This window comes from Allobranchiibius sp. GilTou73 (assembly GCF_021391335.1).
In the GTDB taxonomy this organism is placed as follows: domain Bacteria; phylum Actinomycetota; class Actinomycetes; order Actinomycetales; family Dermatophilaceae; genus Allobranchiibius; species Allobranchiibius huperziae.
This window is the reverse complement of the sequence record NZ_CP090051.1, coordinates 2,970,058-2,987,172: the sequence shown is the minus strand read 5'-3', so window position 1 is coordinate 2,987,172 and position 17,115 is coordinate 2,970,058. Positions and strand designations below refer to the sequence as shown.

16 protein-coding genes are annotated in these 17,115 nt (G+C 69.3%); 10 read left to right on the top strand and 6 right to left on the bottom strand.

Annotated features, from left to right (window positions below; genetic code table 11):
* Positions 1-68: 68 nt before the first annotated feature.
* Both LVQ62_RS14710 and LVQ62_RS14705 read right to left on the bottom strand, forming a co-directional pair.
* Positions 69-1,328 carry an HNH endonuclease signature motif containing protein gene (locus LVQ62_RS14710; protein ID WP_233762705.1) on the bottom strand — a complete coding sequence of 420 codons (1,260 nt, stop codon included), beginning with the start codon at positions 1,326-1,328 and terminating at the stop codon, positions 69-71.
* Positions 1,329-1,486: 158 nt separating this feature from the next.
* Entirely contained in the window at positions 1,487-2,986 is a 1,500-nt protein-coding gene (locus tag LVQ62_RS14705) for a sulfatase (protein ID WP_233762703.1), read from the bottom strand.
* Positions 2,987-3,330: 344 nt separating this feature from the next.
* On the opposite strand from LVQ62_RS14705, the gene leuA reads away from it, so the two are divergent.
* From leuA to LVQ62_RS14690, 3 genes are all read left to right on the top strand, one after another.
* The gene (gene leuA / locus LVQ62_RS14700; protein WP_233762700.1) at positions 3,331-5,073 is read left to right on the top strand and encodes a 2-isopropylmalate synthase; all 1,743 of its coding nucleotides are present in this window, start codon (positions 3,331-3,333) and stop codon (positions 5,071-5,073) included.
* Between the two features lie 84 nt (positions 5,074-5,157).
* Positions 5,158-6,390, top strand: coding sequence for an aspartate aminotransferase family protein (locus LVQ62_RS14695; RefSeq protein ID WP_233762698.1), 1,233 nt, complete (start codon positions 5,158-5,160; stop codon positions 6,388-6,390).
* 41 nt (positions 6,391-6,431) lie between these two features.
* Entirely contained in the window at positions 6,432-7,691 is a 1,260-nt protein-coding gene (locus LVQ62_RS14690) for a cytochrome P450 (RefSeq protein ID WP_233762696.1), read from the top strand.
* 10 nt (positions 7,692-7,701) lie between these two features.
* On the opposite strand, the gene LVQ62_RS14685 is transcribed toward LVQ62_RS14690, so the two are convergent.
* Complete coding sequence (locus tag LVQ62_RS14685; protein WP_233762694.1) at positions 7,702-8,349, bottom strand: alpha-ketoglutarate-dependent dioxygenase AlkB; 648 nt, start codon at positions 8,347-8,349, stop codon at positions 7,702-7,704.
* A 99-nt stretch (positions 8,350-8,448) separates the two neighbouring features.
* On the opposite strand from LVQ62_RS14685, the gene LVQ62_RS14680 reads away from it, so the two are divergent.
* Positions 8,449-9,660: a CaiB/BaiF CoA-transferase family protein gene (locus LVQ62_RS14680; protein ID WP_233762692.1), complete on the top strand. Its 1,212-nt coding sequence runs from the start codon at positions 8,449-8,451 to the stop codon at positions 9,658-9,660.
* Positions 9,657-10,868, top strand: coding sequence for an acyl-CoA dehydrogenase family protein (locus LVQ62_RS14675; RefSeq protein WP_233762690.1), 1,212 nt, complete (start codon positions 9,657-9,659; stop codon positions 10,866-10,868). Before LVQ62_RS14680 ends, LVQ62_RS14675 begins: the two co-directional genes overlap by 4 nt.
* A 1-nt stretch (position 10,869) precedes the next feature.
* Here the strand turns inward: LVQ62_RS14675 and LVQ62_RS14670 are convergent, their stop codons facing one another.
* Positions 10,870-12,441, bottom strand: a complete 1,572-nt coding sequence (locus tag LVQ62_RS14670) for an NAD(P)/FAD-dependent oxidoreductase (protein WP_233762688.1) — start codon at positions 12,439-12,441, stop codon at positions 10,870-10,872.
* Positions 12,442-12,504: 63 nt separating this feature from the next.
* Between LVQ62_RS14670 and recO the strand changes: the two genes are divergently transcribed.
* From recO to LVQ62_RS14655, 3 genes are read left to right on the top strand one after another with little or no spacing between them, the layout of a single operon-like run.
* A complete protein-coding gene (recO, locus tag LVQ62_RS14665; protein ID WP_233762686.1) occupies positions 12,505-13,278 on the top strand; it encodes a DNA repair protein RecO in 774 nt (257 codons plus the stop codon).
* The gene (locus LVQ62_RS14660; RefSeq protein ID WP_233762684.1) at positions 13,275-14,051 is read left to right on the top strand and encodes an isoprenyl transferase; all 777 of its coding nucleotides are present in this window, start codon (positions 13,275-13,277) and stop codon (positions 14,049-14,051) included. The genes recO and LVQ62_RS14660 overlap by 4 nt, the downstream gene beginning before the upstream one ends.
* 19 nt (positions 14,052-14,070) lie before the next feature.
* Complete coding sequence (locus LVQ62_RS14655; RefSeq protein WP_233762682.1) at positions 14,071-14,466, top strand: GNAT family N-acetyltransferase; 396 nt, start codon at positions 14,071-14,073, stop codon at positions 14,464-14,466.
* Between the two features lie 18 nt (positions 14,467-14,484).
* Here the strand turns inward: LVQ62_RS14655 and LVQ62_RS14650 are convergent, their stop codons facing one another.
* Together LVQ62_RS14650 and LVQ62_RS14645 are read right to left on the bottom strand one after the other, a co-directional pair.
* Positions 14,485-14,883, bottom strand: coding sequence for a Fur family transcriptional regulator (locus LVQ62_RS14650; protein WP_179480001.1), 399 nt, complete (start codon positions 14,881-14,883; stop codon positions 14,485-14,487).
* A gap of 61 nt (positions 14,884-14,944) precedes the next feature.
* Entirely contained in the window at positions 14,945-15,274 is a 330-nt protein-coding gene (locus LVQ62_RS14645) for a DUF6703 family protein (RefSeq protein WP_233762680.1), read from the bottom strand.
* Positions 15,275-15,375: 101 nt separating this feature from the next.
* Between LVQ62_RS14645 and LVQ62_RS14640 the strand changes: the two genes are divergently transcribed.
* Both LVQ62_RS14640 and LVQ62_RS14635 read left to right on the top strand, forming a co-directional pair.
* Entirely contained in the window at positions 15,376-16,317 is a 942-nt protein-coding gene (locus LVQ62_RS14640) for an ABC transporter ATP-binding protein (RefSeq protein WP_370639711.1), read from the top strand.
* Positions 16,314-17,108: an ABC transporter permease gene (locus tag LVQ62_RS14635; RefSeq protein WP_233762676.1), complete on the top strand. Its 795-nt coding sequence runs from the start codon at positions 16,314-16,316 to the stop codon at positions 17,106-17,108. Before LVQ62_RS14640 ends, LVQ62_RS14635 begins: the two co-directional genes overlap by 4 nt.
* Positions 17,109-17,115: the final 7 nt, after the last annotated feature.

Below are 17,115 nucleotides of genomic sequence, written 5' to 3'. Positions count from 1 at the left end.
CGTCTCACCTTCGCCTCGTTCCCACCCGAGGTCGATGGGACCTCTTCGGCGGACGAACGTGATTCGCCTCATCCGGGCGGCTCGCCGCCCTCCCCGGTCTCGTCGTTTGCGACGGAGCTGTCGAACGTGGTGCGACGTCGATGGAATCTGACTTGGTCCAGGTGCAGGATCTCGTTGGTGGGTCCGGGGTAGCGCGGTGCTGCCGTGGGTTCGGGGCTGTCGGGTGGGGTGGCGACGGTGGGTTCGATGGGGTGGCCGTGGCGGGTGGTGAATCGGAACCGTCCGGGTCTGCCCCGTTCGGGGTGGATGGTGAAGTCGCCGGTGTGGTGGCGGTCGTGGTGGTGGGGGCACAGGCTGATCAGGTTGTCGATGTTCGTGGTGCCGCCGTCGGCCCAATGGACGACGTGGTGGCATTCCAGGTGGTGGATGGCTGCGCAGCCGGGGTAGGTGCAGCCGCGGTCGCGGTCTTCGACCAGGCGGCGGGTGCGGCGCGGGACGATGCGGTGGGCGCGGCCCACGTTGACCGGGGTGCCGCCGGTTTCCCAGACGGGTTGCACCAGTCCGTCGCAGGTCCATTTGCGCAGCAGGTGCGGGGGTAGGGCGCCGCGTGTGGTGAGCCAGCCCTGGCCCGACGTGTCCAGGTGCAGGTAGATGCGGAATTTGTCGGCCCGGCCGGCGACGTCGGTGGTACCAACCTGCAGGGAGCGGGTCGCCAGGTGGGCCATGGCGTCGGCCATCCGCACCCGCCGGACCGGTGGGTCGTCGGTGGGTGTCGAGGTGCCCGCAGCCGCTAGGAACAGGGCGTCTTTGGCCTCTGCGAGGGCTTGTTGGACCAGGGCGCCGATGTCGGCGGGCGCGGAGTAGCTCAAGTGGAACCGGTCGTGGTCGAACCACATCGATAACTGCGCCGGTTGCGCCGCGACGGAGAACGGTTCTGGTGGGGCCGGCGGGGTGTCCGCCTCGTCGGTGGTGGTGGCGAAGTCGTACTTGACCAGCGCCCGGCGCAGTTGGGGCACGGTGGCGTGCACCGCCAGGTCCACGAAGGTTTCGTCGTACCCGACCGGGGTGTGCGCGGCGACCACGGCGGCCTGACCCAGCGAGAGCCGACCGGCGTGCACCTCCCGGGACAGGGCGGGTAGCTCGGCGGACCGAGTCGCGATGCGGACCAGGTCGCGGGCGGTGGCGGGGGAGACCCCGGCGAAGCAGGTCAACCAGTGTTCGGGGGAGCGGATCCCACCGATCGCCCACGACTCAGTGCGCACCAGGTCTGCGACCAGGTCGATCAGGTCGGCGTGCGCGGCGTTCAACTGGCCACAGATCAGACCCACCCGAGCGAGCGGATCAGCAGTCGAACCATGCTTCGTCACAACGAGATTCGAGCTGTCAGCGACAGCTGCGAGACCCGGTGTCGAACTCATGTATGAATTCAATCACCGACCACCGACAGCCCCTCGCGGATTCGCGAAAGAGCGAGCAGCCGTTGAAATCAGACCCGCGCAGCGGCCTGGCAGGCAGTTGCTCCCTTGCACTTCTCCAGTGCGGCAAGCGCCGTCCGCAGGCTGGCGGGCACCGCCTTCGAGCCCAGGTTGTGCAGCTCGTACGGATCCTTCGTGGTGTCGTAGAACTCCTCCTCGCCGCTCGCGTAGCGCACATAGAGCGCGTCGGGTGTTCGCACCGCCTCGTAGGACGGTGGGTCGGCCGCCTTCTTTCCCTGTCGGTCCGGGTCGCCGGGGGTGTTGTCCGGCCCGTGATGCTCGATGAGCACCGCCTGTGGCGCATCGGCCGGGGGCTTGCCGTGCCACGCATCGACCATGCTGACCCCGTCCACCGTGGACGGGACGGTCGCGCCGGCCAACGACTCGAACGTCGGGGCGAGGTCGACATTCGACATCGGCTGGGTGACGGTGCGATCAGCCGGCACCCCGGGACCCGACACGATCATCGGCACGTGGATGTCGGTGTCGAATGCGGTCTGCTTTCCTGCGGTCAGGCGGTATTCGCCCATGTGGTAGCCGTTGTCTGAGCTGAAGACGATGTACGTGTTATCCGCGATGCCCTTGGCCTGCAGCGTCTTCCGGACGTTGCCGATCAGGTCGTTCACAGCGAGGTCGGCCTCGACGCGTTTGCGGTAGCCGTTGAGGAGCTTCTTCTCCTGCCCCGCCTTGAGGGTCGGCCGGCCCTTGAGCCAGGACGGCGGGTTGCTCGGCAGTGCGTCGTACGCCGGGGTCTTCGGGTACGCCAGGCCCTGAGCGGCGGACGCGTACCGCGGTGCTGGGGTGTACGGCGCATGCGGGGCGAAGGTCGCGACCTGGAGCATGAACGGCTTCCCGCTGCTGGCCGAGGCGCTGATGAACGAATCAGCCTTCCCCGACAGCACATCCACCATGTAGTCGTTGGCCGAGTGGCCGTACTTCACCTGCTTGCCGTTCTCGTTGAGCGTGTAGTTGAACTCGGGGTATCCGTTTCCCGCGACGTCCCACTCGTCCCAGCCCGCGGGCTTCGGATCGGTGGGCTGGTAGCCGTTCAGGTACTTGCCCATGAACCCGGTCGTGTACCCCGCTTCCTGCATCGACAACGCGTAGCTTTTCTGCGCGTCGCCGTTCTTGTTGTACGCGTCGTACCCGCCGTCGCTGCCGGAGTTGGTGAACACCCCGTCGTTGTGCGGGTATTCGCCGGTGAAGATCGCCGACCGCGAGGGGCAGCACAACGAATCGACCACCCGGTAGTTCGACATCGTCGTGCCGGCCTTCTGCAGAGCCTGCACCTGCGGCATGTGGCTGATCAGGTTCATCGACAGATCGTCGGTCAGCACGAAGACCACATTCGGCTTGTCCGAGGTCGAGCCCGAGCCCGAACCCGAGGTCGAGCCGCTGGTCGCCGCCGTCGTCGTCGGTGCGCCGCCGGTGGAGCAGCACGCGAGCACGGTGGCAAATGCCACGGCCACCGCGCATGCCATCACTTGCCGGACCAGTCGTTGCCGCTTCATGTCGTCCTCTTCCCGCTGGAATGTCCGCCTGTCGCGAACGTAGGAAGGCACCCTGGGTGCAGGGAGCGACTTCCTGTGCCGTGCCTGTGCGAGTGCCCGCAATGACGGGTGTAAGAGGAGCTCGACGGCGACGTGTCTTCACAGCCTGCGACGCGATGCGTCCCGGTATGTGGACTCGCTTCCCACCCTGTGGACGCCGTCGCGGAACGCCGCCTACAGTGTCAGACGTGCGTGCGGCATACGGACTCCTTCTTCGCTGCCGCGGCGGGGCCTGACTTTCGGCCTTCCTCGCCGCGGAGGTCGTGCTGCCCGGGCCGAGCCCAACCGCAACCAAAGGCGAGTCCATGATTCACCCCCAGCAGCCCTCGGGGATGCCGACCGGCAAGTACGCACCCTTCGAGCAGCAGATCACCGTCGACCTGCCCGACCGCACCTGGCCGGACAAGACGGTCACCAAGGCCCCGCGCTGGTGCGCGGTCGACCTGCGCGACGGCAACCAGGCACTCATCGACCCGATGAACGCCGAGCGCAAGATGCGCATGTTCAAGCTCCTGGTGCGGATGGGGTACAAGGAGATCGAGGTCGGCTTCCCCAGCGCGAGCCAGACGGATTTCGACTTCGTCCGCGAGCTGATCGACGGCGGCCACATCCCGGACGACGTGACCATCCAGGTGCTGACGCAGTGCCGGGACGCGTTGGTGGAGCGCACCTTCGACGCCATCCGCGGATCGAAGACGGCGATCGTGCACTTCTACAACTCCACGTCCGTGCTGCAGCGACGCGTCGTCTTCGGGATGGACCAGGACGGCATCGTCGACATCGCACTGCAGGGCGCGCGGCTGTGCCGCAAGCTGGAGGAGACGGTCGCCGACACCGACGTCTACTACGAGTACTCGCCGGAGTCCTACACGGGCACCGAGCTGGAGTTCGCGTTGCGCATCTGCAACGAGGTCATCGACGTCATCGACCCGACGCCGGACCACAAGATGATCATCAACCTGCCCGCGACCGTGGAGATGGCGACGCCGAACGTCTACGCCGACTCGATCGAGTGGATGTCGCGGCGCATCAACCGTCGCGAGAGCGTGATGCTGTCGCTGCACCCGCACAACGACCGCGGTGAGGGCGTCGCGGCCGCCGAGCTGGGCTACCTCGCCGGTGCGGATCGCATCGAGGGCTGCCTCTTCGGCAACGGCGAGCGCACCGGCAACGTGTGCCTGGTGACACTGGGCATGAATCTGTTCAGCCAGGGCGTCGACCCGCAGATCGACTTCTCCGATATGGACGACATCCGCCGCACCGTGGAGCACTGCAACCAGCTGGACGTCGACGAGCGTCACCCCTGGGGCGGCGACCTGGTCTACACCGCCTTCTCCGGATCGCACCAGGACGCCATCAAGAAGGGCTTCGAGGCCATGGAGAGGGACGCCGCGGCGGCAGGCAAGGGCGTCGACGACATCTTCTGGGGTGTGCCCTACCTGCCCATCGACCCGCACGACATCGGCCGCACGTACGAGGCCGTCGTACGCGTGAACTCGCAGTCGGGCAAGGGTGGTTCGGCCTACATCCTCAAGGCGGAGCACGGTCTGGACCTGCCGAAGCGCCTGCAGATCGAGTTCAGCGGGGTGGTGCAGCGACGCACCGACACCGAGGGTGGCGAGGTCAGCTCCGCCCAGCTGTGGCAGCTCTTCAGCGACGAGTACCTGCCCGGCACCGGCGAGGGCGAGAGCGCATGGGGTCGCTTCGCGCCGATCGGTTACCAGGTCGACAGCGTCGGCGGGCAGGACCACGTCGTGGTGCAGCTGACCGATCGCTCCGAGCCGGTCACCGTCGAAGGCTGGGGCAACGGGCCGATCGCGGCGTTCGTCGACGCTCTCGCGAAGGTGGGATCCGACGTCCGGGTCCTGGACTACGCCGAGCACGCGATGACCGCCGGTGGCGACGCGCGGGCAGCCGCGTACCTCGAATGCGCCATCGGCGAGCGGGTCATCTGGGGTGTGGGAGTGCACAGTTCGATCGTGCGCGCCTCGATGACCGCGATCCTGTCGGCGGTCAACCGGGCCGAGCGCGAGACCGCCCTGGTCTGAACACCCTCGCGGCCGCACCCGGTGGTCCCGATACGGTCTCACCGGGTGCGGACTCGCCGCGCCAGGAGTTGTAGGGAGGCGTCGATGGGCGCGTTGTGGCATCCGTTCAGCGACATGGGCGCGGTCGAGCGCGATGGCGAGTTCGTCATCACCCGCGGTGAGGGCGCCTACGTCTTCGACGACTACGGCCAGCGCTACCTCGACGCCACGGCGGGCCTGTGGTTCGCGAACGTCGGGCACGGGCGCAGTGAACTCGCCGACGCCGCGGCCGAGCAGATGCGCACCATCGCGGCGTACTCCACCTTCGGCGACTTCACCACGGACGTCACCGTGCAGCTGGCCGAGCGTCTGGCCGGGATCGCCCCGGTGCCCGGCTCGAAGGTCTTCTTCACCTCGGGCGGGTCGGACTCGATCGAGACCGCCGCCAAGATCGCCCGCCGCTACTGGGTCGAGCGCGGCGAACCGACCCGTCGCATCCTCGTCGGGCGTGACAAGGCCTACCACGGCATGCACTACGCCGGTACGTCGCTCGCCGGCATCCCGGGCAACCACGACGGGTACGGCGAGCTGGTCGCCGACCAGGCGCATGTCGCCTGGGACGACCCGGAGGACCTGCGCGCCACCATCGAGCGGCTCGGGCCGCAGAACGTCGCGGCGTTCTTCTGCGAGCCGGTGATGGGCGCGGGCGGGGTCTACCCGCCGCCGGAGGACTACCTGCTCGCGGTCCGCAAGATCTGTGGTGAGTACGAGGTGCTCTTCGTCGCCGACGAGGTGGTCACCGGCTTCGGTCGGATCGGCGGATCCTGGTTCGCCTCATCGCGTTTCGGCCTCGAGCCGGACTTCGTGACCACCGCCAAGGGCCTCACTTCGGGGTACGTGCCGATGGGCGCGGTCTTCGTGGCGCCCAAGGTGGCGGCGCCGTTCTTCGAGACCGACGCAGGGCGTTGGCTGCGGCACGGTTACACCTACTCGGGCCACGCCGTCGCGGCGGCCGTCGCTCTGGCCAACCTCGACATCATCGAGCAGGAGGGGCTGCTCGACGAGGCACTGCGGCTGCAGGACACGCTCGCCGAGCAGCTGAGCCCGCTGGCGCACCACGCTGCGGTGACCGAAGTGCGTTGCGGGACAGGTGCACTCGCCGCGGTTCAGCTCGCGGATGCCCCCAGCGCGATGGCCTTGGCGAAGGCGCTGCGGCTGCGCGGGGTGTCGACCCGGCCGGTCGGTGCCGGTGGCATCCAGATCTCGCCCGCGTTGATCATGACCGATGACCAGGTGACGGAGATGGCCGAGGCCATCGGGGCCGCGCTCGACGACTGAGCGGGCGCGGCCAGGTCGCACGACGAGGCAGAGTGGTGGTCATGGCCGACGCGACGCAGCTGAAGCAGACCGTGAGGTTCGCGACGAGCCTCTACGCGGACAAGGGAGCCCGCGCCTACCACGCCTTCGTCCGGCGCGAACCCCTGTCGCAGCTCGCCTACGGTCACCGTCTGCGCGACCCCTACCCCAACTACGAGGTGGTGCGTGCGCGAGGGCCGTTCGTGCGCAACAGGTTCGGACACCCCACCACGGTCGATCACGCGATCTGCAACGAGATCCTGCGCAGTCGCCGCTTCGGCCCCCGGGCCGAGCACGAAGCATCCGGGCCCGGCGGCGAGGAGGGGGACCTGTCCTTCCTCACCTACAACCCACCCGACCACACCCGGTTGCGGCGGCTGGTCGCTCCCGCGTTCGGTCCGCGCCAGATGCGGGGCTACCGCGGCCTGATCGAGCAGACGGTCGACGACCTGCTGGACGACGTCGAAGAGCGGGGGAGTTTCGACGTCGTGTCGGGCTTCGCCTCACCACTGCCCATCGCGGTGATCAGCCGGATGATGGGCATCCCCGACTCCGAGACCGAGGGATTCGCGACGTACGGCGCCGCCATCGGCACGGCACTGTCCGGGGTGACCTCCCTGCGCCATGCCGCCCGGCTGATGGAGGCCAGTGCGGCGCTGTCGAGCGTGTTCACGCGGCTCTTCGAGCTGCGTCGCCGCGAACCGAGGGACGACGTCATCTCCCACCTGGTGGCGGCGGAGGGGGATGCGATCACCCCGGACGAGATGGTGCCGCTCTGCACTCTGCTGCTATTGGCCGGGTTCGAGACCACGGTCAACGCGATCGGCAACGGGGTGCTCGCCTTCATGGAGCACCGGGAGCAGTGGGAGCGGCTGGTCGCCGACCCGGGTCTCGCGGGCGCCGCGGTCGAGGAGGTGCTGCGTTACGACGCTCCGGTGCAGGGCACGTCACGGGTCTCGTTCGACGACACCGTCATCCGCGGTACCCCGATCGGCCGAGGCGAGCTGGTGCAGGTGCGGATCGGGGGCGCCAACCGCGACCCGCAGGTGTTCACGTACCCGGACCGGTTCGACATCACCCGGCCGAATGCCGCCGAGCACCTGGCGTTCTCCGGCGGGATCCACTACTGCCTGGGCGCGCCGCTGGCTCGGCTCGAGCTGGAGGTGGTCTTCGGCACGCTCGCCCGTCGGCTGCCGCAGCTGCGACGCGCCGACAGCCCCGTGAAGTACCGCCGTTCACTGGTCATCCACGGCCCGGCCGTGCTGCCGATGCGGGCAAGCTGAGCCGGTGGAGTCAGCGGATGCCGTGCGGGCGGAACTGGATGCTGATGCGCGGTCCGACGGGTGCGGCGGTCTTGGGGACGGCGTGCTCCCAGGTGCGCTGGCACGAGCCGCCCATCACGAGCAGGTCGCCGTGACCGAGCACGTGCCGCACCGTCTGCCCCGCGCCGCCGCCCACCGGTCGCAGCATCAGCGCCCGCGGAGCCTCGATCGACACGATGGCGACCATCGTGTCCTGGGTGGACGCGCGACCTTCGCGGTCGCCGTGCCACGTCACCGAATCGCGCCCGTCCCGGTAGAGGCACATGCCGGCAGTGGTGAACGGCTCCCCGAGCTCGGCGCGGTAGTGCGCGGACAGCATCGAACGTGCCTGTGCCAGCACCGGATCCGGCCACGGCTCGCTCTCGCCGTAGAAGCGCAGCAGCCGGGGAGTGGCGACCTCCCGATTCCACATCACCCGCCGTTCGCTGCGCCAATCGACTCCGGCCGATCCACTCGGGCTGAGGCGCGCGAACAACTCGTCGGCACCGGTCAGCCACCCCGGCCGCACATCGATCCAGGCGCCCCGCGACAGTGGCGTGCGACGCAGGCCGGCGCCGAGCGGGCGCAGGCCGACGTCGTCGACCTGGTCCAGCAGCGATCCTTGGAGCGCGAAGGTCATGACCGTGATACTAGACGTATGTTCGATGAGACGCCAGGGTGTGCGGAGTCACGCTACGCAAGGTTCATCCTGGTGCAAGAGCATAGTTAGGCTATAGAAATGCCCGAAGCACCTGAACCCACCACTCCGACGCCCTCGACCCCCGCCCATCCGGGACCGCTGGCCGGGATGCGGGTACTCGACCTGTCGACCGTCGTGATGGGGCCCTACGCCTGCCAGATCATGGGCGACCTCGGCGCCGACGTGATCAAGGTCGAGTCGCCGCACGGCGACCTCGCCCGCATCTCGGTGCCGAGCCGACACCCGCAGATGGGTGCCCTCGCCCTGAACGTTAACCGCAACAAGCGCAGCGTTGTCCTCGACCTCAAGTCCGACGAAGGCACGGCCGCACTGCACGGGTTGCTGCAGAACACCGACGTGCTGGTCACCAACATGCGCCCGGGCGCGCTCGCACGGCTGGGGTTCGACTACGACTCCCTCGCCGAGCGGTACCCCGCGCTGATCTACTGCAGCGCCCAGGGTTTCCGCTCGGACTCCCCGCTGGCCGACCGTGCGGCGTACGACGAGATCGTCCAGGCCGCGAGCGGTCTCACCGACCTGATGCTGCGCGCCACCGGCACCGCCAACTACGTGCCCACGATCTTGGCCGACAAGGTGTGCGCCCTCACGATCGTCTACTCCGTGCTGGCGGCCGTCATCAGCCAGCGGGCGACCGGCCTCGGACAGCAGGTGGACATCCCGATGACCGACACGATGCTCGCGTTCAACCTGGTCGAGCACCTGGGCGGGCACACGTTCGAGCCGCCGATCGGGCCGACCGGCTTCTATCGCTCGCTCGGCACCGGCCACGCGGCCGTCGAGACCAAGGACGGCTGGGCGTGCATCCTGCCCTACAGCGAGAAGAACGTCCGTGACTTCTTCGTCGCGTCGGGGCACGGCGACCTCAACGAGGACCCGCGCTTCGGCTCGTGGGCGAAGGTGCGCGAGGACATGTCAGTCCTCTACGCCGAGTTGGAGCGCATCGCCCGCGAGCGCACCACGGGCGAGTGGGAGACCCTCTGCGCCGAGCACAGCATCCCGATGGCGCCGGTGCTGGAGATCGAGGACGCCACGGAGTCGGCGTACATCCGCGACGGCCACCTGCTCGACATCGCCGAGCACCCCACCGAGGGCGGTTACCGCTCGATCGGCATCCCGGTGCGCTTCAGCCGCACCCCGGGCGCGATCACCAGGCCGGCACCGACCCTCGGACAGCACAACGAGGAGATCCTCGGTGACCGGGCACGACGTACGGAGGGAGGCGACGCATGAGTGACCACAAGCACGAGGCCGTCGGTCCGTTGCGCGAGAACTTCCTGGCGTCGGACCTTTACGGCTACCAAGGGTTGCTGACCGAGCAGGAGAACGACGTCGTACGCCGGGTGCGCACCTTCCTGGAGGCCGAGGTGCGCCCGCGCGCCAACGAGTTCTGGGAGGCCGCGGAATCGCCGCGGCACCTGCTGCCCCGACTCGCCGAGCTCGACGTCGTGGGCCTCGGCTACGACTTCGAGGACCGCCCCGCGATGAGCAAGGTGCTCACCGGCTGGCTCGGGATGGAGTTCGCGCGCGTCGACCCATCCACCGGGACGATGTTCGGCGTGCACAGCGGGCTGACGATGGGCAGCATCTCGATCCTGGGGTCGCAGGAGCAGAAGGCGCGCTGGCTGCCGGCGATGCGGCGGATGGAGAAGGTCGGCGCGTTCGCGCTGTCCGAGCCGCACGGCGGATCCGACGTGTCCGGCGGTCTGGAGACGACCGCGCGCCGTGACGGCGACGACTGGATCATCAACGGCGGCAAGCGCTGGATCGGCAACGGCACCTTCGCCGACGTGATCGTCGTCTACGCGAAGGACGAGGCCGACGATCAGGTGAAGGGCTTCCTGGTCGAGAAGGAGTTCGAGGGGTTCTCGGCCAGCAAGATCGAGGGCAAGTACGCCCTGCGCGCCGTGCAGAACGCCGACCTCACCTTCGAGAACTGCAGAGTGCCGGCGGCCAACAAGCTGGAGCACGCCAACTCCTTCGCCGACACGGCCAAGGTGCTGCGCCTCACGCGCGGCGGTGTCGCGTGGAGTGCGGTCGGGCTGATGCTCGGCGCGTTCGAGCGGGCCGTGGCCTACTCCCAGGAGCGGGTGCAGTTCGGCAAGCCGATCGGCTCCTTCCAGCTCATCTCCGACCTGATCGCCCGGTCGGCGGCCGACATCACCGCCAGTCTGGGGATGGCCGTCCGGGTCGCGCAGCTGCAGGACGCGGGCGTCTTCCACGACGAGCAGGCCGCGATGTGCAAGTCGTTCACCACCACCCGCGCTCGCGAGGTCGTGGCCCGGTCGCGCGAGATCCTCGGCGGCAACGGGATCCTGCTGGAGAACGACGCCGTGCGGTACTTCGCCGACGCCGAGGCGCTCTACTCCTACGAGGGCACCAGTCAGATGAACAACCTGATCGTCGGTCGCGCCTGCACCGGTCTGTCGGCGTTCGTCTAGGTCACCCGGCGTGGCCGGACCGGGCCTCCAGCACCGCACGCGCCGCGTGGTATCCGCCGAGCCCGCTGACCCCGCCACCGCGGCGCGATCCGGCACCGGCGAGCAGCACTCCGTCGTACGCCGACCGCACGCCCCACCGTGCAGACGCGTCGTCGAGCGGCTCGTCGTCCTCGGCGAACGGCCAGGACAGCGGCCCGTGGAAGATGTTGCCGCCGGGCATCGTCAGGGCGTCCTGCAGGTCTCGGGTCGTTTTCGTCTCGATGCAGGGCCGCCCGTCGGGCGTTGTGAGGACGACGTCCTCGATCGGTTCGGCGAGCACGCTGGACAGCGAGTCAAGCACCGCCCGCTCGTACGTCGTGCGTGCGGCGTCGAGGTCGGCCCCGTCGAGCAACCGGTCGGGCGTCTGCAGCGCGAAGACGGTCAGAGTGTGTCCTCCCGACTGCTGCAGACCGGGCGACAGGATGCTCGGGTCGGTGATCGAGTGGCAGTAGATCTCGGCGGGCACCGGTTGCGGGAGGACGCCCGAGAGCGCTGTGCGGTAGGCGGATTCGAGCTGCGTGTAGGTCTCGTTGATGTGGAACGTGCCGCCGAACGCGGCGGCGGACGGCACCGCGGCGTCGCGTAACCGCGGCAGCCGCGAGAGCAGCAGGTTGACCTTCACCTGAGCACCCTCGGCCCGCTGGGCCGGCTCGGCGCCCATCAGCTGGTCCAGCACGGCCGGAGCGGCCGCCCACAGCACGTGGCGGGCCACGACCCTCGACTCGTCCCCGGCGGCGCTGCGCCAGGCGACGGTGCCGTCGCCCACCGACAGCACCTCGGCATCGGTGCGCAGCTCCGCGCCACCGCGCCGCGCGGCCCCCTCGAGCGCCCCGCTCACCGCGCCCATGCCGCCGACGGGCACGTCCCAGTCGCCGTTGCCCCCGCCGATCACGTGGTAGAGGAAGCAGATGTTCTGCGCCAGGTCCTCGTCGTGGGCCGACGCGTAGGTCGAGATGAGGCCGTCGGTGAGCACCACCCCACGGACCAGGTCGTCGGTCACCGACGACTCGATGACCTCACCGAGCGGTCGCTCCAGGAAGTCCCGCGTGATCGAGGGATCGCCGACCAGCGCGGCCACGTCGCTGCGGCGGGGGAGCGGCCCGGTGACCGTGGGCCAGAGGGCCTGGGCCAGGTGGGAGGTACGCGCGTACAGGCGGTCCCAGCCCTCGACATCGTCGCCGGCTCCGAGCGCCTCGAACGACGCCCGCGTCGCCAGGGGGTCGCCGTGGTCGATCAGCAGGCCGCAGTCGGTGCCCGGCTGCGGTGTGTAGGAGGAGTAGCGGCGTCGGAGCAATGTGATCCGCAGGTCGAGGTCGTCGATGATCTGCCGAGGAAGCAGGCTGACGAGGTAGGAGTAGCGGCTGAGCCGGGCGCCCATGCCCGGGAACGCCTCTGCCGACACCGAGGCCCCGCCCAGATGGTCAGATCGTTCGAGCAGCAGCACCGACAGGCCCGCCCGGGAGAGGTAGGCGGCGGCGGTGAGGCCGTTGTGGCCCCCACCGACGATCACGACGTCGTAGGTCTGCTGCGGCATCCGCTCAGGGTAGGCGCGTGTCCACCGTGGCTCCGCGCGGTCATCAGCGACAATGGAGTCACCATGCCCACCTACAAGGACGTCGCGATCGTCGTGCGCACCCACAAGTTGGGTGAGACGGACCGGATCGTGACGATGCTGACCCGCGGACGGGGCAAGGTGCGCGCGGTGGCCAAGGGGGTGCGGCGTACCAAGTCCCGTTTCGGCGCGCGCCTCGAGCCGGGCATGGTCGCGGAGTTGCAGTGCTACGAGGGGCGTTCGCTCGACACGGTCACCCAGGCCGAGATGATCGCGTCGTACGGCGACCACATCTCGCGTGACTACCCGGCCTTCACCGCTGCCACGGCGATGCTGGAGACCGCCGACCGGTTGAGCGAGGAGCACGAGCCGGTGGTCCAGCAGTTCAACCTGCTCGCCGGCGGGCTGGCGGCGCTCGCCGGCCGGACCCATCCGACCGACCTGGTCCTGGACTCCTACCTGCTGCGTGCGGTCTCGATCGCCGGCTGGGCGCCCACCTTCGTCAACTGCGCGGGCTGCGGCGCGATCGGACCGCACCGGGCGTTCAACCTGGCCGCCGGTGGAGCCGTGTGTCATTCGTGCCGTACGCCGGGATCGTCGGCCCCCGACCCACGCACCTTCGAGCTGCTCGCCGCCCTGTTGTCGGGCGACTGGGAACAGGCCGAACGCTCCGACGAGCGCGCCCGGCGCGAGGCCGACGGGCTGGTCGCGGCCTACCTGCAGTGGCACCTGGAGCGCGGGGTGCGCTCCCTGCGACTGGTCGACCACCCCGTCTACGTCGAGCCGTTGCCGCCCGCCGTGGGGGTCGCGCTGTCGTGACGCCACCCATCTCGCCGCCCGCGCACGCGACCGGCGCACGACCGCCTGCGATCCCCAAGGGGCTTGTCCCGCAACACATCGCGATGGTGATGGACGGCAACGGCCGGTGGGCCAACGCACGCGGACTGCCTCGCACGAAGGGGCACGAGGCAGGCGAGGCGCAACTCATCGACGTCATCGCCGGCGCCATCGAGGCGGGCGTGCCCAACCTGTCGGCGTACATGTTCAGCACCGAGAACTGGCGCAGATCGCCGGACGAGGTGCGCTTCCTGATGGGCTTCAATCGCGACGTGATCCGCCGCCGGGTCGACCTGCTGCACTCCTGGGGGGTGCGCTGCCGGTGGTCCGGACAACGGCCGAGGCTGTGGCGCTCGGTTATCAAGGAGTTGCAACGCGCCGAGGAGATGACCGCCGGCAACACGGTGATGACACTGCAGATGTGCGTCAACTACGGCGGCCGCGCCGAGATCGCCGCAGCCACCCGCCGGATCGCCGAACAGGTGCAGGCGGGGAGATTGAAGGCGTCGAGCATCGACGAGCGCACCATCGCGCGCAATCTGGACTGGCCCGACATGCCGGACGTCGACCTCTTCGTGCGCTCCTCGGGTGAGCAGCGCACCAGCAACTTCCTGCTCTGGCAGTCCGCGTACGCCGAGCTGGTCTTCCTCGACACGCTCTGGCCGGACTTCGACCGGCTCGACCTCTGGCACGCGATCCAGATCTTCGTGGACCGCGACCGTCGTTTCGGCGGCGCGGTCGACGCCGCACGGTGACCCTCCGGTGCCGCCCGGAGTGACGATACGTCCGGAGCGGCCCGCCGAGTTCGACGCGATCCACGACGTGGTGCGAGCCGCGTTCGAGACCACAGGGCTGCGGCCCATCGTGATGCTTTCCCCGCTCGCGGTCGCTCCCGACCACCAGGGCCACGGCATCGGCACGGCCCTCATCGACACGGCCGTCGCTGCCGCGGAGGCGGCACACGAGCCCCTCATCGTCCTCGAGGGCGGCCCGGCGTACTACGGGTCACGAGGTTTCGGCTTCGCGGGCGACCACGGGCTCACGCTCCCGCTCCCGGACTGGGCTCCGGCGCGGGCCGCCCAGGTGCGGCTGCTCACGACGTACGACGCGCGCGATCAGACCCTGCGCGGCGCCGTCGTCTACCCGGAGCCGTTCTGCGCGCTGGAGTGAGGCTCGAGGCGATTCCGGTCAGGCGGGGCAGTCGGCGCAGACCCCGACGATCTCCACCGTGTGCTCGATCTCGCGGAATCCGTTGTCAGCGCTGACCTTCGCGGCCCATCGCTCGACAGCGGGCCCCTCGACCTCGACGGTACGTCCGCACTCCCGGCACACGAGGTGGTGGTGATGTCCCGTGGAGCAGCGGCGGTAGACCGCCTCGCCGTCCTTGGTGCGCAGGACGTCGACCTCGGCGTCCGCGGTCATGGCCTGCAGGGTGCGGTAGACGGTGGCGAGCCCGATGCCGGCACCGGAATCACGCAACCGCGCGTGCAGGTCCTGTGCGGAGACGAAGTCGTCGAGCCGGTCGAGGGCTCCCTCGACGGCGGCACGCTGGGGGGTGACGCGGCGACCGGAGTTGGTGGTCGTCATACCCGGGCCTCCTGCAGGAGTCGATGAGGATCGTTCTCAGGTAGCCATCGTACGGCGACGCTCAACGGAAGGCGGAGATGAGGCACACCACGGCGAGCGCGACCGCGAGCAGCAGTACAGCCAAGCGCATCTGACGCTCCAGTCCCGTCAGTCGCGGCCAGGCCAGGTAGATGCCCCAGCCGTGGGCCACGGCGACGACGCCGATGAGGATCGCGCCGACCCACCCGCGCACGACCAGGCCGGCGACCAGCAGGACCAGCAGCACGATGACGACCGTGTTGGACGGCAGACGTGAGAGGCGTTGCAGCACAGGGTCGCTGGCGTGCTCGATGCGGACGCGGAGGGCTGAGCTGTGGACGCTGGGGCGCGGGTCGGCGGAAGTGGGTGACACGGACCCGAAGAATACGTGGCCGCCGCGTGACAGTTGTCATGGCGCTCTCGTGACGGCGCCCCCATGACTGCCGGCGTCGTGGCCGACAGTCTGAACGCATGATGACAAGAACTCATACGAAGACCGACGGGACGCGGCTCGCAGGGGGAGCCGCGATCCAGTTGGACGGGGTGCACAAGTCCTTCGGGGACCTGCACGCCGTCCGCGGCATCGACCTGCAGATCGAGCAGGGCGAGATCGTGGCCTTCCTCGGCCCGAACGGCGCTGGGAAGACCACCACCATCGACATGATCCTGGGGCTGAGCCGGCCGGACGAAGGCGCCGTGCACACGCTCGGGATGTCGCCGCGGGACGCTGTCTCGCGCGGTCTGGTCGCGGCGGTCATGCAGACCGGGGGTCTGCTGCGCGACGTGAGCGTCGAGGAGACGGTGCACCTGACCGCGAGCCTGTTCGTGCAGACCCGCGACGTGCAGGAGTGTTTGGAGCGGGCGGGCATCTGGGGCATCCGCGATCAGCGTGTGGGCAAGTGCTCGGGCGGCGAGCAGCAGCGGCTGCGGTTCGCGATGGCCCTGGTGAGCGACCCGGCGCTCCTCGTGCTCGACGAGCCCACCACGGGGATGGACGTCACGGGCCGGCGCGACTTCTGGTCGGCGATCCGCAGCGACGCCGGCCGGGGCCGCACGGTGCTCTTCGCCACGCACTACCTCGAAGAGGCCGACCACTACGCCGACCGGATCGTCCTGGTGCGGCACGGAGAGGTCGTCGCCGACGGCACCGGCGCGCAGATCAAGGCGCGCACGAGCGGGCGCACGATCCGGGCGACGCTGGACCGTCCGGACCGCGCCGCGTTGCTGGCGATCGACGGCGTCGAGGCGTTGGACATCCGGGGCGAGTCCGTCACCATCGGCGCGCGCGACAGCGACGCGGTGGCCCGCGTGCTGCTCACGTCGATGGGAGCGCGCGATCTCGAGATCACCGCACAGGGGCTGGAGGAGGCGTTCATGACGCTGACCTCCGACGACAACGAAGGAGAACGAGCATGAGTACGACCACCCGGGGACCGGTCGGCGGGAACATCTCCCTCGACCGCACCGCACCGGCGTACGGCGGGTTCAACCGCACGCTGTTGCGGATCGAGTTGATGCGCATCCTGCGCAACAAACGCACGATGTTCTTCACCGTGGTGCTGCCGGTCATCTTCTTCTTCATCTTCCGGGCGGGCCAGTTCAACTCCGGAGCCGGCAATGCGTCGGCGTGGCTGATGATCTCGCTCGCGCTGTACGGCGCGTTCGTCGCGAACGCGTCGACATCGGCCGGCGTGGCTGTGGAGCGAGCGCAGGGCTGGTCCCGGCAGCTGCGGCTCACCCCGTTGCGCGGATCGGCGTACATCCTGACCAAGGTGCTGGTCTCCTCGGCCGTCTCGGTCATCCCGCTGGTGGTGGTCTACGGACTGGGCCTGGCGTTCGGGGCCCACGCGCCGGTCGGCGACCTGGTGCTCGCGTTCGTGGTCAGTTGGATCGGCTCGATGCTGATGGCCGCCTTCGGCCTCGCGGTCGGTTTCCTGCTGCCGTCGGAGAACGCCATGCAGGTGCTGGGGATGGCGATGACGGTGCTGGCGTTCGGGGGCGGGGTCTTCATCCCGCAGCCGGTCTTCGGGCACTCCTTCGACCTGTTCGCCCGATGGACCCCGATGTACGGCGTGACGTCGATGGCGCACGCCGGTCTGGCCGGGTGGTCGGGGTCATGGATGTGGGTGCTGAACATCCTCGGATGGGCGCTCGTTCTCGGCGGGGCGGCGGTCTGGTTGTTCCGTCGCGACACCGGTCGGGTCTGAGAAACTG